Source organism: Pseudomonas sp. RIT-PI-a (assembly GCF_001187875.1).
Lineage (GTDB): Bacteria > Pseudomonadota > Gammaproteobacteria > Pseudomonadales > Pseudomonadaceae > Aquipseudomonas > Aquipseudomonas coleopterorum.
Genome location: NZ_LGIR01000019.1, coordinates 125046 through 148624 on the forward strand (window position 1 = coordinate 125046; position 23579 = coordinate 148624).

Annotated in this window: 18 protein-coding genes; 11 read left to right on the forward strand and 7 right to left on the reverse strand. The window is 62.5% G+C overall.

The genetic code is table 11. From position 1 onward, the window contains the following. Window positions 1-148: 148 nt before the first annotated feature. Both purL and AC788_RS14330 read left to right on the forward strand, forming a co-directional pair. Window positions 149-4048, forward strand: a complete 3900-nt coding sequence (gene purL, locus AC788_RS14325) for a phosphoribosylformylglycinamidine synthase (protein ID WP_049861260.1) — start codon at window positions 149-151, stop codon at window positions 4046-4048. Window positions 4049-4051: 3 nt separating this feature from the next. Beyond that, on the forward strand, window positions 4052-4363 hold the full coding sequence (locus AC788_RS14330) for a Nif3-like dinuclear metal center hexameric protein (protein WP_049861261.1): 312 nt from the start codon (window positions 4052-4054) through the stop codon (window positions 4361-4363). Window positions 4364-4377: 14 nt separating this feature from the next. Here the strand turns inward: AC788_RS14330 and AC788_RS14335 are convergent, their stop codons facing one another. From AC788_RS14335 to AC788_RS14355, 5 genes are all read right to left on the reverse strand, one after another. After that, the gene (locus tag AC788_RS14335; protein ID WP_049861262.1) at window positions 4378-6843 is read right to left on the reverse strand and encodes a two-partner secretion domain-containing protein; all 2466 of its coding nucleotides are present in this window, start codon (window positions 6841-6843) and stop codon (window positions 4378-4380) included. 190 nt (window positions 6844-7033) lie between these two features. Continuing rightward, a complete protein-coding gene (locus tag AC788_RS14340; protein ID WP_049861263.1) occupies window positions 7034-11623 on the reverse strand; it encodes a hemagglutinin repeat-containing protein in 4590 nt (1529 codons plus the stop codon). A gap of 85 nt (window positions 11624-11708) precedes the next feature. Further along, complete coding sequence (locus AC788_RS14345) at window positions 11709-13349, reverse strand: ShlB/FhaC/HecB family hemolysin secretion/activation protein (protein ID WP_049861264.1); 1641 nt, start codon at window positions 13347-13349, stop codon at window positions 11709-11711. A gap of 243 nt (window positions 13350-13592) precedes the next feature. Then, window positions 13593-14150: a L,D-transpeptidase family protein gene (locus tag AC788_RS14350; RefSeq protein WP_049861265.1), complete on the reverse strand. Its 558-nt coding sequence runs from the start codon at window positions 14148-14150 to the stop codon at window positions 13593-13595. 51 nt (window positions 14151-14201) lie between these two features. Then, the gene (locus AC788_RS14355; RefSeq protein WP_049861266.1) at window positions 14202-14756 is read right to left on the reverse strand and encodes an NUDIX hydrolase; all 555 of its coding nucleotides are present in this window, start codon (window positions 14754-14756) and stop codon (window positions 14202-14204) included. 135 nt (window positions 14757-14891) lie between these two features. On the opposite strand from AC788_RS14355, the gene AC788_RS14360 reads away from it, so the two are divergent. The 4 genes from AC788_RS14360 to purT all read left to right on the forward strand — a co-directional run bounded on the left by AC788_RS14360 (window position 14892) and on the right by purT (window position 17570). Further along, window positions 14892-15491 (forward strand): CoA pyrophosphatase, encoded by a 600-nt coding sequence (locus tag AC788_RS14360; protein ID WP_049861267.1) that lies wholly within the window; start codon window positions 14892-14894, stop codon window positions 15489-15491. 51 nt (window positions 15492-15542) lie between these two features. Next, window positions 15543-16067, forward strand: a complete 525-nt coding sequence (locus AC788_RS14365; protein WP_049861268.1) for a gamma carbonic anhydrase family protein — start codon at window positions 15543-15545, stop codon at window positions 16065-16067. Next, window positions 16064-16264 carry a DUF1289 domain-containing protein gene (locus tag AC788_RS14370; RefSeq protein ID WP_049861269.1) on the forward strand — a complete coding sequence of 67 codons (201 nt, stop codon included), beginning with the start codon at window positions 16064-16066 and terminating at the stop codon, window positions 16262-16264. Before AC788_RS14365 ends, AC788_RS14370 begins: the two co-directional genes overlap by 4 nt. Before the next feature lie 124 nt (window positions 16265-16388). After that, window positions 16389-17570 carry a formate-dependent phosphoribosylglycinamide formyltransferase gene (purT, locus tag AC788_RS14375; RefSeq protein ID WP_049861270.1) on the forward strand — a complete coding sequence of 394 codons (1182 nt, stop codon included), beginning with the start codon at window positions 16389-16391 and terminating at the stop codon, window positions 17568-17570. Window positions 17571-17633: 63 nt separating this feature from the next. Here the strand turns inward: purT and AC788_RS14380 are convergent, their stop codons facing one another. Further along, on the reverse strand, window positions 17634-18869 hold the full coding sequence (locus AC788_RS14380) for a transporter associated domain-containing protein (protein ID WP_049861271.1): 1236 nt from the start codon (window positions 18867-18869) through the stop codon (window positions 17634-17636). Between the two features lie 10 nt (window positions 18870-18879). Continuing rightward, window positions 18880-19692, reverse strand: coding sequence for a cytochrome C assembly family protein (locus AC788_RS14385; protein ID WP_049861272.1), 813 nt, complete (start codon window positions 19690-19692; stop codon window positions 18880-18882). A gap of 167 nt (window positions 19693-19859) precedes the next feature. Between AC788_RS14385 and ffh the strand changes: the two genes are divergently transcribed. The 5 genes from ffh to rplS all read left to right on the forward strand — a co-directional run bounded on the left by ffh (window position 19860) and on the right by rplS (window position 23445). Then, window positions 19860-21242 (forward strand): signal recognition particle protein, encoded by a 1383-nt coding sequence (gene ffh / locus AC788_RS14390; RefSeq protein WP_049861273.1) that lies wholly within the window; start codon window positions 19860-19862, stop codon window positions 21240-21242. Window positions 21243-21499: 257 nt separating this feature from the next. Further along, window positions 21500-21751 carry a 30S ribosomal protein S16 gene (gene rpsP, locus AC788_RS14395; RefSeq protein ID WP_008366201.1) on the forward strand — a complete coding sequence of 84 codons (252 nt, stop codon included), beginning with the start codon at window positions 21500-21502 and terminating at the stop codon, window positions 21749-21751. Window positions 21752-21756: 5 nt separating this feature from the next. Next, window positions 21757-22296: a ribosome maturation factor RimM gene (rimM, locus tag AC788_RS14400; protein WP_049861274.1), complete on the forward strand. Its 540-nt coding sequence runs from the start codon at window positions 21757-21759 to the stop codon at window positions 22294-22296. 3 nt (window positions 22297-22299) lie between these two features. Then, complete coding sequence (gene trmD, locus AC788_RS14405; RefSeq protein ID WP_049861275.1) at window positions 22300-23052, forward strand: tRNA (guanosine(37)-N1)-methyltransferase TrmD; 753 nt, start codon at window positions 22300-22302, stop codon at window positions 23050-23052. 42 nt (window positions 23053-23094) lie between these two features. After that, complete coding sequence (gene rplS, locus AC788_RS14410) at window positions 23095-23445, forward strand: 50S ribosomal protein L19 (RefSeq protein ID WP_049861276.1); 351 nt, start codon at window positions 23095-23097, stop codon at window positions 23443-23445. The last annotated feature ends 134 nt before the right edge of the window (window positions 23446-23579 follow it).

Here is a 23579-nt window from a genome sequence, read left to right on the forward strand (position 1 = left end):
CCAGACCTGCGTGGCCACCCCTCGACCGCCCGTCCTGCGGGATCTGACGAACGAACGCGGTGTTTTCCATCCGTCGGGTGCCTAGCGCAACGGTTTAGGCTAGAATGCACGGCCTCCAAGCACACCCCCTTTCGAGGCTGTCCCGACGATGTTGATCCTGCGCGGCGCTCCTGCCCTTTCTGCCTTTCGCCACGGTAAATTACTCGAGCAACTGAGCCAGAAGGTCCCCGCTGTTACTGGCCTGTATGCTGAATTCGCCCACTTCGCCGAAGTCGAAGGCGAGCTGGCCAGCGACGACCAGCAAGTCCTTGCCCGTCTGCTCAAATACGGCCCCAGCGTTCCGGTTCAGGAGCCCACCGGGCGGCTGTTCCTGGTGCTGCCGCGTTTCGGCACCATCTCGCCATGGTCGAGCAAGGCCAGCGATATCGCCCACAACTGCGGCCTGACCCAGGTTCAACGTCTGGAGCGCGGCATTGCCTTTTATGTGTCTGGTGATTTCAGCGAGGCTGACGCCGAGCTGATCGGCGCCGTACTGCATGACCGCATGACTCAGGTGGTGCTGTCCCGTCTGGAAGAGGCCGCCGGCCTGTTCCGTCATGCCGAACCCAAGCCGCTCACCGCCGTGGACATCCTGGGTGGCGGTCGTGCCGCGCTGGAAAAGGCCAACGTCGAACTGGGTCTGGCCCTGGCCGAAGACGAAATCGATTACCTGGTCAGCAGCTTCCAGGGGCTGGCGCGCAATCCGCACGACATCGAACTGATGATGTTCGCCCAGGCCAACTCCGAGCACTGCCGCCACAAGATCTTCAACGCCAGTTGGGACATCGACGGCCAGAGCCAGGAAAAAAGCCTGTTCGGCATGATCAAGAACACCTACCAGATGCACAGCGAAGGCGTGCTCTCGGCGTACAAGGACAACGCTTCGGTCATCGTCGGCAGCGTGGCCGGGCGCTTCTTCCCGAACCCCGAGACCCGCCAGTACGGTGCGGTGCAGGAGCCGGTGCACATCCTGATGAAGGTGGAAACCCACAACCACCCTACGGCGATCGCGCCGTTTCCAGGTGCCTCCACCGGGTCTGGCGGCGAGATCCGCGACGAAGGCGCGACCGGCCGTGGTGCCAAGCCCAAGGCTGGCCTGACTGGTTTCACCGTCTCCAACCTGAACATTCCGGGCTTCGAGCAGCCGTGGGAAAAACCCTACGGCAAGCCCGAGCGCATCGTCACCGCGCTGGACATTATGATCGACGGTCCTCTGGGCGGCGCGGCGTTCAACAACGAATTCGGTCGCCCGGCCCTGACTGGCTACTTCCGTACCTTCGAGCAAAGCATCGACACCCCCCACGGCGAAGAAGTGCGCGGCTATCACAAGCCGATCATGCTCGCCGGCGGCATGGGCAACATTCGCGAAGAGCATGTACAGAAGGGCGAGATCACTGTCGGCTCCAAGCTGATCGTGCTCGGTGGCCCGGCCATGCTCATCGGTCTGGGCGGCGGCGCCGCCTCCTCCATGGCCACCGGCACCAGCTCGGCCGACCTGGACTTCGCGTCGGTACAGCGCGAAAACCCGGAAATGGAGCGTCGCTGCCAGGAAGTCATCGACCGTTGCTGGCAGCTGGGTGACAAGAACCCCATCAGCTTCATCCACGACGTGGGCGCGGGCGGTCTGTCCAACGCGTTCCCCGAGCTGGTGAACGACGGTGGCCGCGGCGGTCGCTTCGAACTGCGCAACGTGCCCAACGACGAGCCGGGCATGGCCCCGCTGGAAATCTGGAGCAACGAATCCCAGGAACGTTACGTGCTGGCCGTCGATGCGGCCGACTTCGAGCGTTTCCAGGCCATCTGCGAGCGTGAACGCTGCCCGTTCGCCGTCGTCGGCGAGGCCACCGCAGAGCCGCAATTGACCGTCACCGACAGCCACTTCGGCAACAGCCCGGTCGACATGCCACTCGAAGTGCTGCTGGGCAAGGCGCCACGCATGCACCGCAGTGCCGTGCGCGAGCAGGCGCTGGGCGACGACTTCGACCCGGCCCAGCTGGACCTGGCCGAATCCATCGAACGCGTGCTGCATCACCCGGCCGTGGCCAGCAAGAGTTTCCTGATCACCATCGGCGACCGCACCATCACCGGCCTGGTGGCACGCGACCAGATGGTCGGCCCGTGGCAGGTACCGGTGGCCGACGTCGCCGTCACCGCCACCAGTTTCGATGTCTACAGCGGCGAAGCCATGGCCATGGGCGAGCGCACGCCGCTCGCATTGCTCGACGCCCCGGCCTCGGCCCGCATGGCGGTCGGCGAAACCCTGACCAACATCGCCGCATCGAGCATCGCGAAAATCTCCGACATCAAGCTGTCGGCCAACTGGATGTCCGCGGCTGGCCATCCAGGTGAAGACGCGCGTCTGTACGACGCCGTGCAAGCGGTCGGCATGCAGTTGTGCCCGGCGCTGGGTATCACCATTCCGGTCGGCAAGGACTCCATGTCCATGAAGACCCAATGGAGCGAGGAGGGCACCGACAAGAGCGTGACCTCACCGATGTCGCTGATCATCACCGGCTTCGCTCCGGTGGTCGACATCCGCAAGACCCTGACCCCGCAACTGCGCATGGACAAGGGCGAAACCGACCTCATCCTCATCGACCTGGGTCGTGGTCAGAACCGCATGGGCGCCTCGATCCTGGCTCAGGCGCATGGCAAGTTGGCCAACCGGGCACCGGACGTCGACGATGCCGAAGACCTCAAGGCATTCTTCGCCGTGATCCAGGGCCTGAACGCCGACGGCCATCTGCTGGCCTACCATGACCGTTCCGACGGCGGCCTGTTGGCCAGCGTGGTGGAAATGGCCTTTGCCGGTCATTGCGGGCTCAACCTGCAACTGGCCACCGTGGCGCACAGCCGCGAGGAAGTGGGCGCAGTGCTGTTCAACGAAGAACTGGGTGCAGTGATCCAGGTCCGTCAGGACGCCACGCCGATGATCCTGGCGCAGTTCAGCGCTGCGGGCCTGGGTAATGACTGCGTCGCGGTGATCGGCCAGCCGATCAACAACGGTGCGGTGAACATCCGCTACCACGACGACGTATTGTTCAGCGGTGAGCGCCGTCTGCTGCAACGCCAATGGGCCGAGACCAGCTACCAGATCCAGCGACTGCGTGACAACGCCGTCGGCGCCGATCAGGAATTCGATGCGCTGCTCGAAGAAGACAACCCAGGCCTGAGCTTCAACCTCAGCTACGACGTCAACGAAGACATCGCTGCGCCGTACATCAAGAAGGGTGTCCGTCCACAGGTGGCCGTGCTGCGCGAGCAGGGCGTCAATGGCCAGGTCGAGATGGCCGCAGCCTTTGACCGTGCCGGCTTCAATGCCATCGACGTGCACATGAGCGATATTCTTGCTGGGCGTGTCGATCTCAACGAGTTCAAAGGCCTGGTCGCCTGCGGCGGCTTCTCCTACGGTGACGTTCTGGGTGCTGGTGAGGGCTGGGCCAAGTCGGCACTGTTCAATGCCCGTGCCCGTGATGCGTTCCAGCAGTACTTCGAGCGCAGCGACAGCTTCACCCTTGGCGTGTGCAACGGTTGCCAGATGATGTCCAACCTGCACGAACTGATTCCGGGCAGCGAGTTCTGGCCGCACTTCGTGCGCAACCGTTCCGAGCAGTTCGAAGCGCGCGTTGCGATGGTCCAGGTGCAGGAATCCAATTCGATCTTCCTGCAGGGCATGGCCGGTTCGCGCATGCCGATCGCCATCGCCCACGGTGAAGGCCACGCCGAATTCGCTTCGGCCGACGCCTTGCTGCAGGCCGATGTATCGGGCTGTGTGGCCCTGCGCTTCGTCGACAACCACGGCAAGGTCACCGAGCAATACCCGGCCAACCCGAACGGCTCGCCGCGCGGGATCACCGGGTTGACCAGCCGCGACGGCCGCGTGACCATCATGATGCCGCACCCGGAGCGGGTCTTCCGTGCGGTGCAGAACTCCTGGAAGCCTGAGGAGTGGAACGAGGACGGTGCCTGGATGCGCATGTTCCGCAACGCCCGTGTCTGGGTCGACTAAAGCGTGTTCAAACTGGCCTTCTTCGTTCCCGACAGCCATGTCGAGCTTGTCAAAAGCGCTGTATTCGCCGCCGGTGGCGGTCGCATCGGCGCCTACGACAGCTGCGCTTGGCAGGTGATGGGGCAGGGCCAGTTTCGGCCGCTTGCAGGTAGCCAACCCTTTTGCGGGCAAGCGGACGTCGTGGAAAAGGTCGAAGAGTGGAAGGTCGAGCTGGTCGTGGCCGATCCGCTCATCGCACAGGTGGTGCAAGCACTCAAGCTTGCCCACCCTTACGAAACGCCGGCCTATGAAGTGTGGCGGCTTCACGAGCTGTAAGCCGCCACTGTTCTTTAGCGCAGACGCATCTGGCCGTACACTCGTTTGGCCATGTCGAGATTGCCCCCGCGCACGTTCACCAGGTTGTGACTCTGCAGCTCGTTCACGCCTTGAGTTTCCTGCGCCTGATCGACTACCCCAGCCACCTTCAGACTCACGCCGTCGCTGGCCGACAAAGCGGACGCCTGGGCAATGCCCTGCCGGTCAGTACGCTTGAAATCGAAACGGCCTTGCTCTATCAGGCTGCCTGTACCTGCCAGACCATAGGCGTGCAAGGCTGCGGTTGCCGGTTCATTCCATTTGCCGGCAAGCAGTGCAGCCTCGCTGGCCAATGTGTCGGGCGCTAGCTTGCCACCCAGTTGAGCTTGTCCTTCCACGTTCAGCACCTTCACATCGTCACTGCGGCTGGTGACCACCAGATTGCCGCCCACGCTGCCCGTGATCGTCTGCGCCTGAACTTCGGCACCATTGAGTCGCAGTTGGCCCTGGGTATCGACAGTGACGGCATCGGCTACCAGCTTGGCGTTGCGATAGGTCTTGCTGTCTTCCTTGTACTGGGTGATGGCCAGTTGCGAGCCGCCGGTGGACGAGCCGATGCCGAACGTCTTCACGTCCGCCTGGGTGCGCTGAGTCGAAGCCTCAAGTTGCACGCCGCCATTGGTAGCCTGGAGTCGAATGCGGGCGGCATCGAGCTCGGTGCCTTGCAGGGTGATTGCCTGGTTGTGACGCGCCGATGCGCTCAGGTTGGCATCGTTGGCAACCCGCCACTGCGAATGCACTTGGCGATAGCTGTCCTGCTCGGTCTGGGTCATCTGCAGACCCTGCTCGCTGTTGGATACGTGATGGCCGGTGGCGGTCACTTTGTCGATGGCTGCCAGATTGAGCAATGTTCCGCCTGCGGAAATGTTCAGCGTGTCGACCTTCTGCTCCTGCGAACCGATTTGCACGCCTGTCAGCAAGGCATCACGTCCAGCGGAAAGGGCGACCGCGCCAGGTGTGTCGAAGCGTGCCACGACGGCTTGGCGCTCGTTGCGGGTACGCTGATCGTCAACGGACTGTCTGTGGTTGCTGGCCTGGTTCAGCGACAGTGCGCCTCCGGCGTTCACGGTGATCGGTCCCTGGGTACTGCTGAACGCTGTGCCTTCGTAGTGGCCATCGCCCTTGAGCTGGATGTCCACGCCAGCGCTACCGGCAATGACCCCTACCTTGGCCTGGCTCGTACCTTCGGCGGATTTGTCCGCAGCGGCCTTGAGGTCGTGGTTCTGGGCGGTGATGCGGGTCATGCCGGTGGTGCTGAGATAGGACGTTCCGACGTCGTTGATGTTGCCGTCGATCGATACATCCACCTCGCTGCCTTGATAGCGGCTGACCTGCGCCTGGTCCGCGTTGTTTCTCGCCGTGCTGGCTCGGATGCGCAAGGCGCCTTCGGCGACGGCATCCACGCCCTGGCTGCGCAGGGCATGCGCGGTCAGGGACAGCTCGCCTTGGCTGCGCAGCTGCGCGTCGGCCAGGTTGAGCTGTTGCGTGCTGTTCACCCTCAGCTCTGCGCTGCCCGCGTCGAGGCGTGCCTGTGGCGCCGGTTCATCGCCGCTGGCGCGGCCCTGCAGGGTGATATCGCCTGCGGCTGCGATGCTGATGCCTTTGTCCGCCTTCATCTGGACACCCGGCATCTTGATACCGGCACCTTCGTGGGTGCTGACGACGCGGATGCGACCCTCGCTGTCCATGGCGCCAAGCAGGTTGGCATCGATGCGCTTGGGCGTGCGCGTACTGCTGACGACTTCATTGCTGGCGTAATCGATGACATTGCTGCCGAGCAACAGGTCAACGTCGCCGGCTGCACGGATCGATCCGTTGCTGGCGATGCTGGGCGCTATCAGTGCAAGGCTGCCGTCCAGGTTGTTCACCCCGTTCTTGTCCACGCGCAGAACGCCCTTGGCGGCCTGCGTGTCGAGCTGGTGCAGTTGTCCATCCTGCAGCGTGGGCGAACCGACCACAAAGGTTGCACGCGGCACATTGGCCAGGCTCGCGCCGTTGAGGGTGATGCCGTTCGGGTTGGCCAGCACATAGTCTGCCGCCGCGCCGAAGACCACTTGTGGGCCGTTGATGTTGGAGCGGTTGTGCCCGACCACCTCGTTGAGGATGGTGCTGGCGGCCGTGCCACCCAGTTGCGGGTTGGCGTGCATCGCGCCGGCCAGTTCACTGTGCCCGGCCACCACGCTGTTGTTGAGCACCACACCCTCGGTGCCCACGTTGTATTCGCTGTAGACGTTATGCGAGAGGCCCGCCTGGTTGGGCGCGACGATGTCGATCACCGGCACGGTACGGTCGCTGTGGATGGTTGGCTTCGCAGCGGCCCCATCGAATGCTGTCAGGCCATCGGCGCCGGCGTATGAGCAAGGCACCAGCAGCGCAGCGGCGATGGCCAGCGGCAGTGAGCGTAGGGTCAGGTGGCGTAAGTGTTTTGAGGCGTGGGTCATCGAGGTCTTTCCTTAGGTCCAGGATTGGTCTGTGCATCGACCGATGGCCGATGCACAGTGGATTACCTTAGGAAGGGTGGGCGCGATGCGACAGGCGGACTGCGCGCAGCGCCCCGTAGGATGCGGCCTAAACGATTGTCAGGCCGCAGAGAGGTGTGCAACCCCGGTTCCACGGGGTCGCAATGGAAGGTCAGAGCGAAAGTTTTTCCACACCTCCTGTCAGGTACTGGGTGCGGTTGTGGCCGCCCTCACGGAACAGCCCGGTGTCGATCGTGAGTTCTTCCGGCTTGTCCTTCTGCAGATGGTCGTATACGTCCTTGATCGCGCCCAACGAAGGGGTCAGGGCCAGCAGCGACACAGTCACCAACCGGTCGCGCGAGTCCAGGTCACTGGTCTGCAGACGGTCGTTGTTCAGCGCCACCCGGTCGCTGGCAATCTGCAACTGTGCACCTTCCAACCGCGTCTGGTGAGTGACCTCCAGACCGATGCTGTCCCGGCCATTGAGGACCGTGCTGTGTGCCACGGTGTCACGCAGTTCGCGGCGCATGTCGAAGCCGAGCTTGGCCGAGACGGGCAGCGAGTAGGCAGCGTTCAGCTGGTCCAAGCGCTCTTTGGCCTTGGTACCCCATTCGCCTGCCACGCTCGCCAGGCCGCCGATTGCCCCCCACGGATCTCCGCCCATGCCGATTTCGGCCTCGGTCTTGACGGTGATGGCATCGACATGGTCCTTCATGCTGCGGGCGTGCAGACTGCCCACCGAGCCGTTGACCTGATCGGCGTGCACCTGCGCACCGGCCAGCCGCAGTTCACCTGGGCTGTTGAAGTCGACCGTGCCTGCGGTCAACCGAGCGTTGGCATAGGTGCTGCTCTGCAGTTTGTCGTAGTCGAGCTTGAACTGTGCAGCGAACTCATCGAGCGAATAGGTTCTGTTTGCACCGCCTGCCTGCCCTCCCAGGTTGAACGAGGCGGAAATCAGCTTGTTATCCCGCTCGCTGGTAGAGCGTGCTGCGTTGATGTGAATACCGCCCTTGCTGGCGTCCAGTGCGATACGGCCGGCGTTGGCCTGCAGCCCCTCCAGCAATATGGCTGCAGCATGGTCGCTGCCGGCTGTCACCGCCATGTCGCCGAGCACATGCCATTGCGCGCCGCGTCGCAGCGTCGAATCTTCGTCGGTCTGGCCGAACTCGAAACCTGCACCGCCCGCCAGTGGTCTGCCACCCGTTGCCGGCTGCGCGCTGACCCTCAGCGAGCCGCTGCCGCCATAGACGTTACCCTGCGCTGTGGCGGTATCGATGCTGGCAAGTACCACGACACTCTCGCCGGCATTGATGGACAGGCTCCCGACAGGGGCTTGCTGCGAGCCGATATCGGTACCCTGCATGATCACATTGCCCCCGGCGGTCAACGTGACTGCACCCGGCGTATCGAATCGACCGCCCACGCCGATGGTCTGCGTGCTGTCGAGTTCGGTGTACTGCCCACTACCGCCGATGGCTGCGCCGGTGATCACGGGCGCCGGCACCACAGTGCCACTGACTTGCACCGCACCGCGTCCACGGGTCCCGTCGTCATGCTTGACGATGCTGTTGCTGGCCTGGCGCAGTTGCAGGTTGCCCCCGCTGTCGATACTGATCGGCCCTTCTTCGCTGCTCATCAGGGTGCCTTCATACACACCATCGGTGCCCAACTGGATGGCGATACCTTTCTTGCCAAGCAGGCTGCCGACCACGGCGGTTTCGACGGTCTTGTGCTGAGCGCTGCTGTGGCCCCGGGCAGCGGCGCCGAACGTCCAGTCGGCACCGATCGACGTTTCCAGCCGAGCGATGGCGTCCACCCCCAGTGCGTCGATGGTGGTGCGCACGCTGTTTCGAGCAGCGTCCAGGGTATGGCTGCCAGCGCTCAAGGCGATCGCTCCGACCGTGCTCTCATACTGGGTCCCGATGTCGTGCAGCTTGCCGGTGACGGCAATATCGATGTCACCGCCCTTGAATTCCGTGACGCGGGCAATGTGGGTCAGCGACTGGCTGTTGCGATCCTGGTAGTCACCCTTGAGATTGATGCCCACGCTCCACGGCAGCAGGCTGTCCTCCAGGCCGGTGGAATACAGGCTGGTCTGATCGACACCCGTCCACAGCTTCTGTACCTGGCGGGTTATGGCACCGTAGTCCAACGAAATGCCTGCGCTGAGCTTGATCTTGTTGTAGTCCAGGGCGGTCTTGGTGGCGTCGGTGACAGCCTGGTTGCGAACCTCATCGGCGCGCACTCGCAATAGCCCCCCGGCTTCCACATGCGCCGCCTGGGTGGTCAGCGTTTTCGCTGTCAGGCGAGCGTCCTTACCCGCCTTGACGGTGCTGCGGGTGTGCACGCTTTCACTGCGCCCATCGGTGTCGGTCTGCAGGCTGAATGTGGACGCCACACCCACGCGATCGAGGCCTGAGGTGATCTCGTAGCCTACGGTCCTCCCGGTTTCCTGATTGCGGAAGCTGCGCAGTGCCTGTGTCGCCAGGATGCGGATGTCCTGAGCCGTGAGCACCGCGTCCTGCTCGGCCTCGACCGACGAGCCGAGCATGGCCAAGGTTTCTCCAGCCTCCAGCGTGACGTTTTTGCCCTTTAGCGTGCTGGCCTGGTGGGTGGTCAGTTGTGCGGTGTCCAATGTCCACTGCTGGCGCAACCCTGCGCCTACGTTCACTTGTCCAGATGCGCCTTGCGCATCGTCGACTGGCTGGCCCGAGCCGGGTCCGGCAGCCTCGACGAACACCGTCAGGTTCCAGTCCTTGCCCTTGAGTGTGGATTCGCTGCTCTGCTCACCGGCACGGACAGTCAAATGACCCTCAGTCTTGACCTTGAGATCGCCCTTGGCCGAAATGCTCGAGCCTATGATCTGAGTGTCGTACTGGCTCTCCAGGTTCACGGTGTCACTGGCCTGGAGCGAGCTACCTTGATAGGTGCTTTGGCTGCGGTCGTAGCTGCGATCGGACGATCTGAACAGAGCCGTATCCAGACGCGCATTTTCCAGGCGCTTGTGCGCTTGTACGCCTTCTATGGTGAGACCTTGGGAACCGCTTTGCAGGACGATATCCTTGGCCCGGACCTGCGCGGCGACAAGGTCCACGCGATCGGCCTTGGCCTCGACCTTGCCGGCGTCCGCCGTCAGCTGGCTGCCACGGTGGTCGATGGTCTTCTCGCGGTCGTGCATCTCAGTGCGCGAGCGCCGGACGATCACGTGCCCTTCGCGACTGTTTTGCTTCACCGAGCCATGCAGGGCGACGGTACCGATGTCCACCGAGTCGGTGCCCGACAGGTCGATATCACTGCGGCTGGTCAGATCACTGCCGGTGACCTTGACGGCACGCCCGGCCAGGCTGATCGATTGTCCGTCCAGGCGGCTGGACGCGGCGGTTTGCGCCGTCTGCGTGGCGGTGCTGTCCAGGCGCTGCGCACCTTGGCGTTGGTTGCTGACGGTCACGCGGTCCAGGGTTTGATCGACATTGGCGGTCCCTTCCAGCGTGTCGCCCGCGCGCACGGCAATCTCACCGCCGCTACTGATGTGGGTGGCGGCGAGCTTGGCGTTGTTGCCTGCGCTCAGGGTTACATTGTGCGTTGCGTCGAGGCTGTTGGTCAGGGGTTCGACCCGTCTTTTATCGACTGTGGTGATGGTTGCGCCCGCAGGCAGAAAGTACCAGTCGTTTTCCACGCCGTTTCTCAGGCTGGATTCAGTGGTGCGGGTCAAAGTGTCCAGGTTCAGGTTGGCACCGGCATCAGCGGTAATCGACGCGCCGCGCGCGCGCACCGACTTGAGGCTCAGATCACCGACCGCGCTGAGGCGAATATCGCCGTCACCAGCGTTCAATTCGCCCTGGGTCGCCAGGCCGTCGCGAAGGGCGGTGCTGGCCATGTTCAGATTGCCTTGGGACGCTATATCGATGCCCTGCCGCGCCTCGATCCGGCTGATGCCCATGTTGATACCGGCACCTTCGCGCGTGCTGAGGATATTGATCCGATTGGCATGCATGGCCCCCACCAACTGCGCATCGGTCTTGAAGCTGTTCTGCTGAATGTTGCTGATTGCCAGGCTGTTGGCATCGACCCGGTGGCTGCCTAACAGAATGTCGAGATTCTGCTCTGCATTGATCTGACCTTGCTGGTCGATCCTCGGCGCGATCAAGGCCAGCGAACCGCCGTTCACCGTGACACCTGTACCGTTCACCCGCAGTGCCGCGCGAGGGTCGACCGTACCGCCCGTGTCGAATCCGGCGATACGGCCATTCTCGACCTGAGGCCGACCCACCAGGAAGGTCGCCTGATTATTCACCCCAAGGTTCACCCGCGCGCCGTTCAGGGAAATACCGTTGGGGTTGGCCAGTACGTAGTCGGCTGCCTGGCCGAAGATCACCTGCTCGCCATTGATATCGGAGCGGCGCCGACCAATCACTTCATTGAGAATGGTACTGGCGGCCTGACCCCTGAACTGCGCATTGGCCTGGACATCCTGGAACTCTCCACCCACGTGGGCCTGACCGGCCTGCAAGCTGTTGTTCAGCACCACGCCAGGTAGGCCGACGTTGTATTGCTCGTAGCGATTGTGCGATAGGCCGGCGGCGTTGGGTGCGACGATATCGACGACAGGCGCACGGCCCGAGCCGTTGACGATGACTGGTGTAGGCCCCGACTCGAAGGCGGGCTGGATGACGTCGGCGCTGGCCATGTAAGGGGCCAGTACGATACTGGCAATCGCCAGGCGCAAGGTGTCGCGCTGAACACAACGTGATGGTTTTTTCATGGGGATGTGTACCTGTTTTTAGAAGTTTTTCAGAACGTGTTGGTCAGAACTTCCGTGTCAGAACTTCCATGTCAGAACGCGTGTTTCAAAAGGCTTGCGACAGCCCGAAGGTCCAGAAACCTGGCTCCGGTGATGTACTGGTGCGCCGATGCAATCCGCGTTGATAGTCCAGAGTCAGCTGTCCATCGGTCCAACTCAGGGCCGCACCCGTACTCAGGCCGACGGCCTGTTGGGTCTGGACCTGGTTGTAGGTGTGCTGGCCCCAGCCCAGGTCCAACCCGGCACGGGGTGTCAGGTACAGGCCGGGGGCCAGCAGGTGAGAGGTGCTCAGGGTGTTGCGCAGGGTGGCGCCGTTGGACACCGGCTGGCTGTCCAGGCGGTAGCCACGCACGTTGCCGCTGCCGGCCAGGCGCAACTGCTCCAGGCTGGGCAGCGGGTCGGGGCTGTACTGAAGATCCAGTTCGGTGTTCCAGGCCCAGCGCCGTTCGAGCAGGTTGAACAGCGAACGGCGAGTGACCGTGCCCCGGTACTTTTCGAAACGCGGTTGGGGCGCGTCATGGCGCAGCGGTGTGCTATCGCTCCCCAGCCAACCCTGCCCGCGGGAGTAGCCCAGGTACCCACTCCACACCGAATCGCCCAGGTGAGTCAGGTTCAGCCCGAAGCTGGCAACGCTCAGCGTCGTGCGGCCGTTGCGCACGGTCGTGCCGTCGAACAGCAGGTCGGTGCGAGTCTGGTCCAGGCGCAGGTGTGCGTTGAGCAGCGTGGTCTGGTTGCGCCACAGGCTACGGTCCAGCTTGAGCCCGTAGCTCTCCAGGCTCTGCGCCACGTTGTGGCGATTAGCCAATGGTGCCCGCGATTCGAAACGACTCGCTAAGGTATTCAGCGTCCAGCGCCCGTAGGGTATTTCGTAGAACAGCCCACCTTGGCGACTGAAGCCTGCGCCACCGTCCAGGCTGTGGGCATAGCTGGCAGCCAGCGAATCGTTGAGGTGCAACGGGTTGTCCAGGCTCATGCTCAATTGCGCCTGGTGCCGCCCGGAACTGTCGCTGCCGCGGTTGTTCAGACCGGCGCCCAAGGTCCAGGATCTGCGTGTGCCTCGCGGACGCAGAATGATCCGCGTGCCGCCCACTTGCTCGCCGGGCGCGATGTCCAGGGTCAGGTCGACCGAACGCAAACGGTTGAGCTGGTCCAGGCCACTTTCCACATCGGTGAGTTTGAGCGGTCGGCCAATCATTCCGGGGAAGGCGCTGCCCAGCGCCAGATCGGTACTGCCATCGGCGATTTCGATCGACTCGATAAAGCCTTCGAGCATGGCGAGGACCAGTTCGCCATCGGCTTCGGGCAACCGAAGGACGTAAGGTCGGGCGGCGATGTAACCGGCCTTCACATAGGCACCCGTCAGCGCGAGCAGCATCTGATTGATGTCGCTGACGCCGATGCACGGCGAAACCCAAGGCTTGAGAACGGCTTGCAGCGTATCGGTATCCAGCAGATGGTTGTCCTGCACCTGCACGGCGGAAACCGGCCAGCAATCGGCATCGCTCTCGACCCGTTGGGGGGCGGCCGGCGCTTGCACCGCTGTGTCTTTATGAAGGGTTTCCAGTCGTTGTGCTCGTTCGGTCGCTTCGCGCTCCAGACGCTGGCTATCGAACTGGCGCAAAATCTGGTCATCCAGCTTGGGCACGCCTGTTTCGGCCAGCGCCAGGGCAGGTCCCAATAACAGCATGGATAACAGGCAGTCTTTGCGGAAAATCGTCATTGCAGCCCAGCCCCAGTTGTCGACCAATCAATAGGGGGCCACTTTATGAGGCAGGACTTCCCAGGGAACGGGCAGGGGAGAAGGGTTGTAGGTAGGAAGAATCTGACAGACAGTGGGAAAGCGAGGATTAGAAAAAGGAACCACTCGTAGGATGGTTCCTATGATGCCTGAAGGACCGTCACGATTGCGCCGCTGCAGAAAGCCTTCGGCTCAAGGCCGGATCTCGATCATCGTGCCGTCCTTGACCAGGCTCCACACCTCTCGCATGTCGTCGTTTTTCATGGCGATGCAGCCATCGGTCCAGTCCAGGGTGGCGAAGTACCATTCCGGGTACTCCGCGTCGATCGGAGTACCGTGGATCATGATCATGCTGCCGGGTGGAACGCCCTCGCGGCGAGCCCGGGCCGCGTCGCTGATATTGGGGTAGGAAACGTGCATGGCCAGGTTGAACCGATCGCTGACCTTGCGCCAGTCGAGCCAATAGAAACCTTCGGGGGTGCGTTTGTCGCCCTCTCGTTCCTTGGCACCGTTGGGTTGCTTGCCCAGGGAGATGCGATAGCTCTTGAGCGGCTCGCCGCCGCTGATCAATTGCAACTGGCGGCTGGTCTTGAGCACCAGCACCTTGTCGATCGGGTCCACGCCCAGGCGCTTGCCCGGTTTCGCCGCAACGCCGATCTGGTCAACCGGCTTGCGTTCCACGGTAACGGTGAAGGCCGCCTGGGCGCTCACGGCGAAGCACAGGCAGAACAGGGCGGTCAGGCAGCGCATCGATGGAGTATTCCTGCAATGAATACGCACCGCGGGTGCCGGTGCGTCGGGTCAGGTCTGAGGCGGCTGCGCGAGCAGCGGCCCCACACACTCGTTGCGGACCGGATAGTTGTGCTCCAGCCGGTCAGCGAAAAAGTATTCTAAGGTACGCCCGACGGTGGGGAAAGCGAGCTCCGCCCAAGGGATCTGATTTTGCGCGAACAATCCCACTTCCAGGCTTTCCTCACCCACGGCAAACACAGGCTCGGACATTTCGGCACGGTAGAACACCTGCACCTGGCTGATGTGAGGCAGATCGAAAACGGTGTACAACGCAAGGTCGGTCACCTGGGCGCAGGCTTCTTCCATGGTTTCGCGGCTGGCGGCCTGCTGCAGAGTTTCGCCATTTTCCATGAAGCCTGCGGGCAGGGTCCAGAAACCACGGCGCGGCTCGATGGCCCGCCGGCACAACAACACCTGCCCCTGCCATACGGCAATGCAGCCTGCCACCACCTTGGGATTCTGGTAATGAACGAGGTGGCAATGTCCGCAGACGAATCGGGGACGTGTGTCGCCGGTGGGGATGCGCAGGGTCACCGGGTTGCCGCAATGGCTGCAGAAATTCATGCTGAGATCCTTGATGGCTGCCGCTATCTTGGCCGTACTGTCCAAGGGCCGCAAGCCTGCGGCGGGGCAAATCGGGCTTGGGCTGCCAGCGGCTTTTGGTGCATCATGCCAGCAGGCCACGGATCGAGAAACGCCATGCTGGACGAGCTACTGCGCCGAGTGAGCAGCCACACCCCACGCACGCTGGAAACCGACAGCCGTTTTCCCGAAGCGGCGGTGCTGCTGCCCATCACTCGCAGCGACGAGCCCGAACTGGTCCTGACGCTACGTGCCTCGGGGCTCTCCACCCACGGCGGCGAGGTGGCCTTTCCGGGCGGGCGGCGCGACCCGCAGGACCCGGACCTGGTGTTCACGGCCCTGCGCGAGGCCGAAGAAGAAATCGGCCTGCCGCCGGGGTTGGTGGAAATAGTCGGTCCGCTCAGCCCGCTGATCTCCAAGCACGGGCTCAAGGTCACGCCTTTTGTCGGGATCATTCCCGACTACGTCGAATACCAGCCAAACGATGCCGAAATCGCTGCCGTGTTCTCGGTGCCGCTGGAGTTCTTCCGCCAGGATCCGCGCGAACATACCCACCGCATCGATTACCAGGGGCGCAGCTGGTATGTGCCCAGCTACCGCTTCGGCGAATACAAGATCTGGGGGTTGTCGGCGATCATGATCGTCGAGCTGGTCAACCTGATGTACGACGCCCGGATCAGCCTGCACCGGCCTCCCGAGCATTACACCGCCATCTGAGCGTCGCTCGGCCAAGTGCCGTGCCGCTCGCTGCTGCCTCGAGGACATCACATGAAATACCGTCTGGGCGACTCTCGCGTCGAAACCCATCCCGACAGCTGGACCGCACCCAACGCCACCCTGATCGGCAAGGTGCGTCTGCAGGCCGGCGCCAGCGTGTGGTTCGGCGCCGTGCTGCGCGGCGACAACGAACTGATCGATATCGGCGAGCACAGCAACGTTCAGGACGGCACCGTGATGCACACCGACGCAGGCGTGCCGCTGACCATCGGTCGCGGCGTCACCATTGGCCACAATGCCATGCTGCATGGGTGCACCGTGGACGACTTCAGCCTGATCGGGATCAACGCGGTTATCCTCAACGGTGCCAGGATCGGCAAGCACTGCATCATCGGAGCCAACTCGCTGATCGCCGAAGGCAAGGAAATTCCCGATGGATCGCTGGTCATGGGGTCACCGGGCAAGGTCGTGCGCGAACTGACCGAAGCCCAGAAGCGCATGCTCGAAGCCAGCGCCGCGCACTACGTCCACAATGCCCAGCGTTACGCGCGCGAACTGACCGAGCAGGATTCATGAATCCTCTACCCAAGCCGGTCAAGTCACCCTGCATCAGCGTGTGTGCACTGGACGAGGACGATGTGTGCACAGGCTGCCAGCGCACCGCAGTCGAAATCACCCAGTGGGGGCGCATGAGCGACGAGCAGCGTCGCGACGTCCTGCGTCTGGCTCATCAGCGCGCCGTGGCCCAGGGCCTGATGTTGCCGAGCCTTTAGTCGAGCTCGTGCCCTCGGGCGGCGGTACTGGCGCGCGCAACGCCGTGTTGGGTTAAAATGCCCGCCCCTGTCGGGCAGGCGTGCGTGCTGCCCCTCGATCCAGACGCTTCCCTGAGGACCTGAAATGACCCGTATCGGAACCCCCCTGTCGCCGACCGCGACCCGCGTATTGCTGTGTGGCTGCGGCGAGTTGGGCAAGGAAGTGGTGATCGAGCTGCAGCGCCTGGGCGTCGAAGTCATTGCCGTCGATCGCTACGCCGATGCGCCCGCCATGCAGGTTGCCCACCGCAGCCACGTCATCAACATGCTTGACGGCGCCGCCTTGCGCTCGGTCATCGAAGCGGAAAAGCCGCATTACATCGTGCCCGAGATCGAGGCCATCGCCACGGCCACTCTGGTGGAGCTGGAGTCCGAGGGTTTCACCGTGGTGCCGACCGCGCGTGCGGCCCAACTGACCATGAACCGTGAGGGCATCCGGCGCCTGGCTGCCGAAGAGCTGGACCTGCCGACCTCGCCGTATCATTTTGCCGACACCTTCGAGGACTACGAGCGGGCCGTGCAGGACCTTGGCTTCCCCTGCGTGGTCAAGCCGGTCATGAGCTCCTCGGGCAAGGGCCAGAGTCTGTTGCGCACGCCTGCCGATGTGCAGTCTGCCTGGGACTATGCCCAGGAAGGCGGACGCGCCGGCAAGGGCCGGGTGATCATCGAAGGCTTCATCGACTTCGACTACGAGATCACCCTGCTGACCGTCCGCCATGTGGGCGGAACGACGTTCTGTGCACCGGTCGGCCACCGTCAGGAAAAGGGCGACTATCAAGAGTCCTGGCAGCCACAGGCCATGAGCCCGGTGGCTCTGGCCGAATCGGAGCGTGTGGCTCGCGCGGTGACCGAAGCCCTGGGTGGGCGCGGCCTGTTTGGTGTCGAGCTGTTCATCAAGGGCGATCAGGTGTGGTTCAGCGAAGTCTCGCCGCGTCCGCACGATACCGGTCTGGTCACGCTGATTTCCCAGGATCTTTCCCAGTTCGCCCTGCATGCCCGTGCCATTCTCGGCCTGCCGATCCCGCTGGTTCGTCAGTTCGGGCCGTCGGCCTCGGCGGTGATTCTGGTCGAAGGCAATTCCCGCCAGACCGCCTTCGACAACCTTGGAGCTGCGTTGGCCGAGCCGGATACGGCACTGCGTCTGTTCGGCAAGCCTGAAGTCAATGGACAGCGGCGCATGGGCGTGGCCCTGGCCCGCGACGAATCGATCGAAGCGGCCCGTGCAAAGGCCACACGGTCCTCGCAGGCGATCAAGGTCGAGTTGTAAGGCGTAGGTCGACTGGCGCCTGTCGAACGGCGGCGCCAGTCAAGACGGCTTGCTAAGTTGGTGTCATGCCGCAGGCAGGCTACTTGCGTGCCAGATCAGTACCCGCGACGCACGGTTTTCCTCGGTTTCGAGAATCTCCATCCGATAGCGGCCTATCTTCAGGCAGACGGCGCTGGCCGGGATGCTTTCCAATGCCTCGGTCACCAGACCGTTCAGGGTCTTGGGACCGTCACTGGGCAGGTGCCAGCCCAGGCTCTTGTTGATGTCACGGATGGAGGCCTGACCCTCGACCACGAAACGTCCGTCCAGCTGCGGGTGGATATGGGGGTTGGCCAGGGCGTCGTCATCTTCGAACTCGCCGACGATTTCTTCCAGAATGTCTTCCAGGGTAACGATGCCCTGTACCTCGCCGTACTCGTCGACGACGATGCCCAGCCGCCGCTGCTGTTTGTGGAAGTTGAGCAGCTGCATCTGCAGTGGCGTGCTTTCCGGCACGAAATAGGCTTCGTAGCAGGCGGCCAGCAAGGCTTCCAGGGTCAACTCGCGTTGAGGCAGCAAGTGACTGATCTGGCGTGTGTTGAGCACCCGCTCGACATGGTTGATGTCATTGTGGAAAACCGGCAGGCGGGTGTGCCGGCTGATCATCAACTGGTCGATGATTTCGTCCAGCGAGTCTTCCAGGTTGATGCCGTCGATCTCGTTGCGCGGCACGAGAATGTCGTTGACCGTGATCTTGTCCAAGGCATGAATGCTGTTGGCCAGGTGCGGCTTGTTGCTGCGCGCCTCGGCGGCCAATTCATCGAGCACGCTACGGGGCTGGGCAGGTTCCTGCTGGGCGCCCTGGTTGGATTCCTTGCGAGCGAAGGGAACGACCAGCAAGCGCGCAGCGCCGTCCAGCAACCATGCCAGCGGCCAGACCAGCTTGAGCAGCGGAGCCATCAGCGCATTGGCCATGCCGATGAACGGTCGTGGATAGCGCCGGGCAAGATGGCGTGGTAAGTAGTCGGCCAGTACCAGCAAAGCGATCGCTGTACCCAGACCCCCAAGCCAGGCGCCATGGGCGCCGCGCAGATAGATGCCCAGTGTGACACCCAAAGTCACGGCCAAAGCACGGACCAGGGTAGCGAGCAGTACCAGGCTGGGTAGAGGCGCCTCCAGCGCCGGGCGATCGCCATTGCGGCCAGTGGGGCGCTGTGCGGCCAACGTGTGCAGCGCCGCGTCCACTGCACACAGCAGCGCGGCGAGGAGAATGGCCAGCGCCAGCGCGCCGAGCATCGGCCCTAGGGGCAGAGTGTCCATGGGTGACCTGTCAGATGTGCAGAATGTATTCGCGAACCAGCTTGCTGCCGAAATAGGCCAGCATCAGCAGGCAGAACCCGGCCAGCGTCCAGCGAATGGCCTTATGTCCGCGCCAGCCCAGGCGGTTGCGCCCCCACAGCAGCACGCTGAAGACGATCCAGGCCAGACAGGCCAGCAGGGTCTTGTGGACCAGATGTTGCGCGAACAGGTTCTCGACGAACACCCAACCCGAAATGAGTGACAGCGACAGCAATACCCAGCCAGCCCAGATGAAGCCGAACAGCAGGCTTTCCATGGTCTGCAGCGGCGGAAAGTTCTTGATCAGGCCTGCCGGGTGCTTGTGCTTGAGCTGGTGATCCTGCAGCAACAGCAGCAGCGACTGGAACACGGCGATGGTGAACATGCCATAGGCCAGGATGGACAGCAGGATATGTGTAAGGATGCCGGGCTCTTCGTGGATCAGTGGCGCGGTCCCGCCGGGCACGAACTGCGCGATCAGGATGGTGGCCAGGCCCAGGGGGAACAGCAGTACCAGCAGGTTTTCCACGGGAATCTGACTGGTCGCCAGCAGGGTCAGGGCGATCACCGCCACGGCGATCAGGCTGGCGGCGCTGAAGAAGTCCAGGCTCAGCCCCAGCGGTGTCAGCAGTTGCGAGAACAACGCGCAGCCATGGGCGATGACGGCCAGGAAGCCGAACAGGTAGAGCAGGCGCTTGTCAGCCTTGCTGCCCTGGCCAATGCGGGTCGCCTGATAGGCAGTCGCAGCGGCGTACAGGCAGGCGGCGCCGAGGGTGGGTAATAGACTGGGTGACAAAGGGAGCATAGGTCCTGTGGAGCACAAGCCGGAAAGTGCCTGAGTTTGGCATCAAATGCCCGCCGACGAAAGACTGCATACCGCGCAGTGTCCGTGGCACCCACTCTTGGTTATAATCGCCGGCCTGCTCTTGCCGCCACAACCTCGGCTCAACCAGAGCCAGAAAGGATCGCGACATGTTTGAAAACCTTACAGACCGCCTCTCGCAGACGCTTCGCCACGTTACCGGCAAAGCCAAGCTGACCGAGGACAATATCAAAGACACCCTGCGCGAAGTGCGCATGGCGTTGCTCGAAGCCGACGTCGCCCTGCCGGTGGTGAAGGAGTTCGTCAACAAGGTCAAGGAGCGTGCGGTCGGCACCGAGGTTTCGCGTAGCCTGACCCCGGGCCAGGCGTTCGTGAAGATCGTCCAGGCCGAGCTCGTCGAAATGATGGGCGCCGCCAACGAGGAGCTGAGCCTAGCGGTGACCCCGCCGGCAGTCATCCTGATGGCCGGTCTGCAGGGTGCGGGCAAGACGACCACCGCCGGCAAGCTGGCGCGCTACCTCAAGGAGCGCAAGAAGAAGACCGTGATGGTGGTGTCGGCCGACGTCTACCGTCCGGCGGCCATCAAACAGCTGGAAACCCTGGCCAGCGATATCGGCGTGACCTTCTTCCCGTCCGACATCAGCCAGAAGCCGGTGGACATCGCCCACGCCGCGATTCGCGAGGCCAAGCTCAAGTTCATCGACGTGGTCATTCTCGACACCGCCGGCCGTCTGCACATCGACGCCGAGATGATGGGCGAGATCCAGCAGCTGCACGCGGCGGTCAAGCCGGCCGAAACCCTGTTCGTGGTCGACGCCATGACCGGTCAGGACGCGGCCAACACGGCCAAAGCCTTCGGCGATGCGCTGCCGCTGACCGGTGTGATCCTCACCAAGGTCGACGGCGACGCCCGTGGCGGTGCCGCGCTGTCGGTGCGTGCCATCACCGGCAAGCCGATCAAATTCATCGGTATGGGCGAGAAGAGCGAAGCGCTCGAGCCGTTCCACCCCGACCGGATCGCTTCGCGCATCCTGGGCATGGGCGACGTGCTCAGCCTGATCGAGCAGGCCGAACAGTCGCTGGACAAGGACAAGGCCGACAAGCTCGCCAAGAAACTGAAGAAGGGCAAGGGTTTCGACCTCGAAGACTTCCGTGACCAGCTCGTGCAGATGAAGACCATGGGCGGCCTCGGTGGCCTGATGGACAAGTTGCCCAGCATCGGCGGTGTGAATCTCTCGCAGATGGGCAATGCCCAGAATGTCGCCGAGAAGCAGTTCAAGCAGATGGAAGCCATCATCAACTCCATGACCCCGGCCGAGCGCCGCGATCCGGACGTGATCAGCGGCTCGCGCAAGCGCCGTATCGCCATGGGTTCGGGCACGCAGGTGCAGGACATCGGTCGCTTGATCAAGCAGCACAAGCAGATGCAGAAGATGATGAAGAAGTTTTCCACCAAGGGTGGCATGGCCAAGATGATGCGCGGCATGGGCGGCATGCTGCCCGGCGGCGGTGGCGGCATGCCCAAGATGTAACGCATTCCGTCGGCACGAGAGCCCTGTGGGAGCCTGCTCCCACACCTCCACCTTCCGTGCCGATGAATACCCTGGCCATGTGGCCAAACTCCGTTGCTTGCAACGGCTTATAGGCAAATCCACGCTGCAAGCCCCGACCTATCGGAAAAAGGCATTTGCAAATGTCCGTGTATTCCTTGAGAATATGCGGCCTTTCGGGCACCCGTGTGCCCGCTGTGCATTATGATTTGCAGCACCGACTACAGGAACGATGTTCAATGCTAACCATCCGTCTTGCCCGTGGCGGCTCCAAAAAGCGCCCGTTTTACCAACTGACCGTAACCGATTCGCGCAACCCGCGTGACGGTTCCCACAAAGAGCACGTGGGTTTCTTCAACCCTGTTGCCCGTGGTCAGGAAATCCGTCTGTCCGTGAACCAAGAGCGCGTCAACCACTGGTTGAGCGTGGGTGCACAGCCTTCTGAGCGTGTTGCTCAGTTGCTGAAGGAAGCTGCCAAGGCCGCGGCCTGAGCAATATGAACGCGACGCCAGATTCCGCTGATGACTTGATCGTCGTCGGCAAGATTTTCTCGGTACACGGCGTTCGCGGCGAGGTGAAGGTCTTTTCCTTTACCGATCCGATAGAAAACCTGCTCGACTACAAGACCTGGACGCTCAAGCGCGAAGGGGTTGTCGTCAAACAGGTAGAGCTGGTCAGCGGCCGATCCACACAAAAGGATCTGGTTGCCAAGTTGAAAGGCCTGGATGATCGCGACGAAGCCCGTCTTCTGTCCGGTTACGAGATTTGCATCTCGCGCAGCCTTTTGCCCGACCTGGCCGAAGATGATTACTACTGGTATCAGCTTCAGGGCCTGAAGGTCATCGATCTGCAGGAGCAATTGCTCGGCACCATCGATCACCTGTTGGAGACCGGCGCCAACGATGTAATGGTGGTGAAGCCCTGCGCGGGCAGCCTGGATGATCGTGAACGCCTGTTGCCCTATACGGCGCAATGCGTGTTGAAGGTCGACCTGGCCGCTGGCGAGATGAGGGTGGATTGGGACGCGGACTTCTAGGCGATGGCAACCCTTCGCGTTGAAGTGATCACCCTGTTCCCCGAGATGTTCTCGGCCATCAGTGAGTACGGCATTACCAGCCGCGCGGTGAAACAGGGGTTGTTGCAACTGACCTGCTGGAACCCGCGGGACTACACCACGGACCGTCACCACACAGTGGATGACCGGCCCTTCGGCGGTGGTCCGGGAATGGTGATGAAGATCAAGCCCCTGGAAGACGCGTTGGTTCAGGCCAAGGCAGCAGCAGGGGAAGCGGCGAAGGTGATCTACCTCTCGCCCCAGGGCCGACCGCTGGTACAGGGCGCCGTGAAACAACTGGCGACTTCCGAATCCCTGATTCTGATCGCCGGGCGGTATGAAGGCATCGACGAGCGTTTCATTGAAGCTCATGTCGATGAAGAGTGGTCTGTTGGCGACTATGTGCTGTCGGGCGGTGAATTGCCCGCCATGGTCCTGATCGATGCGGTTACACGACTGCTGCCCGGAGCTTTGGGGCATGCGGACTCCGCGGAGGAAGACTCCTTCACGGACGGTCTGCTGGATTGCCCGCACTACACCCGACCGGAGGTGTATGCGGATCAGCGTGTTCCCGACGTATTGCTTAGCGGCAATCATGCACACATCCGGCGCTGGCGTTTGCAGCAGTCCCTTGGGCGGACCTACGAACGACGTGCCGATCTTCTGGAAAGACGCTCGCTTTCTGGAGAAGAGAACAAGCTGCTGGCGGAGTATCTCCGCGAGCGGAACGATAGTTAACGTATCGATGGCAATTCAGACGATTTGCCTTAGGAGCACAGCATGACCAACAAAATCATTCTGCAACTCGAAGCCGAGCAGATGAGCAAAGAAATCCCTCCCTTTGCCCCGGGCGACACCATCGTCGTTCAGGTGAAAGTGAAGGAAGGCGATCGTTCCCGTCTGCAGGCGTTCGAAGGCGTTGTCATCGCCAAGCGCAACCGCGGCGTGAACAGTGCTTTCACCGTACGTAAAATCTCCAACGGTGTTGGCGTAGAGCGTACTTTCCAGACCTACAGCCCGCAGATCGACAGCATGGCCGTGAAACGTCGTGGTGACGTGCGTAAAGCCAAGCTGTACTACCTGCGCGACCTGTCTGGTAAAGCAGCACGTATCAAGGAAAAACTGTCCTGAGAACAGTTTGTTTCTGATGCAGAAAAAGGCAGCCTTCGGGCTGCCTTTTTTGTGGGTGAAGGTTTGTGGGCGAGTGTTGGCAGGTGAGTGCTCAATGGCAATGTTCATGTGGGAGCGCGCTCTGCCCGCGAAGG

What these genes read in the sequence shown, in the direction of transcription:
- purL (WP_049861260.1), top strand. Translation starts at nt 149, where the DNA reads ATGTTGATCCTGCGCGGCGCTCCTGCCCTTTCTGCCTTTCGCCACGGT.
- AC788_RS14335 (WP_049861262.1), bottom strand. Translation starts at nt 6,843, where the DNA reads ATGACCCACGCCTCAAAACACTTACGCCACCTGACCCTACGCTCACTG.
- AC788_RS14340 (WP_049861263.1), bottom strand. Translation starts at nt 11,623, where the DNA reads ATGAAAAAACCATCACGTTGTGTTCAGCGCGACACCTTGCGCCTGGCG.
- AC788_RS14345 (WP_049861264.1), bottom strand. Translation starts at nt 13,349, where the DNA reads ATGCTGTTATTGGGACCTGCCCTGGCGCTGGCCGAAACAGGCGTGCCC.
- AC788_RS14350 (WP_049861265.1), bottom strand. Translation starts at nt 14,150, where the DNA reads ATGCGCTGCCTGACCGCCCTGTTCTGCCTGTGCTTCGCCGTGAGCGCC.
- AC788_RS14355 (WP_049861266.1), bottom strand. Translation starts at nt 14,756, where the DNA reads ATGAATTTCTGCAGCCATTGCGGCAACCCGGTGACCCTGCGCATCCCC.
- AC788_RS14360 (WP_049861267.1), top strand. Translation starts at nt 14,892, where the DNA reads ATGCTGGACGAGCTACTGCGCCGAGTGAGCAGCCACACCCCACGCACG.
- AC788_RS14365 (WP_049861268.1), top strand. Translation starts at nt 15,543, where the DNA reads ATGAAATACCGTCTGGGCGACTCTCGCGTCGAAACCCATCCCGACAGC.
- AC788_RS14370 (WP_049861269.1), top strand. Translation starts at nt 16,064, where the DNA reads ATGAATCCTCTACCCAAGCCGGTCAAGTCACCCTGCATCAGCGTGTGT.
- purT (WP_049861270.1), top strand. Translation starts at nt 16,389, where the DNA reads ATGACCCGTATCGGAACCCCCCTGTCGCCGACCGCGACCCGCGTATTG.
- AC788_RS14380 (WP_049861271.1), bottom strand. Translation starts at nt 18,869, where the DNA reads ATGGACACTCTGCCCCTAGGGCCGATGCTCGGCGCGCTGGCGCTGGCC.
- AC788_RS14385 (WP_049861272.1), bottom strand. Translation starts at nt 19,692, where the DNA reads ATGCTCCCTTTGTCACCCAGTCTATTACCCACCCTCGGCGCCGCCTGC.
- ffh (WP_049861273.1), top strand. Translation starts at nt 19,860, where the DNA reads ATGTTTGAAAACCTTACAGACCGCCTCTCGCAGACGCTTCGCCACGTT.
- rpsP (WP_008366201.1), top strand. Translation starts at nt 21,500, where the DNA reads ATGCTAACCATCCGTCTTGCCCGTGGCGGCTCCAAAAAGCGCCCGTTT.
- rimM (WP_049861274.1), top strand. Translation starts at nt 21,757, where the DNA reads ATGAACGCGACGCCAGATTCCGCTGATGACTTGATCGTCGTCGGCAAG.
- trmD (WP_049861275.1), top strand. Translation starts at nt 22,300, where the DNA reads ATGGCAACCCTTCGCGTTGAAGTGATCACCCTGTTCCCCGAGATGTTC.
- rplS (WP_049861276.1), top strand. Translation starts at nt 23,095, where the DNA reads ATGACCAACAAAATCATTCTGCAACTCGAAGCCGAGCAGATGAGCAAA.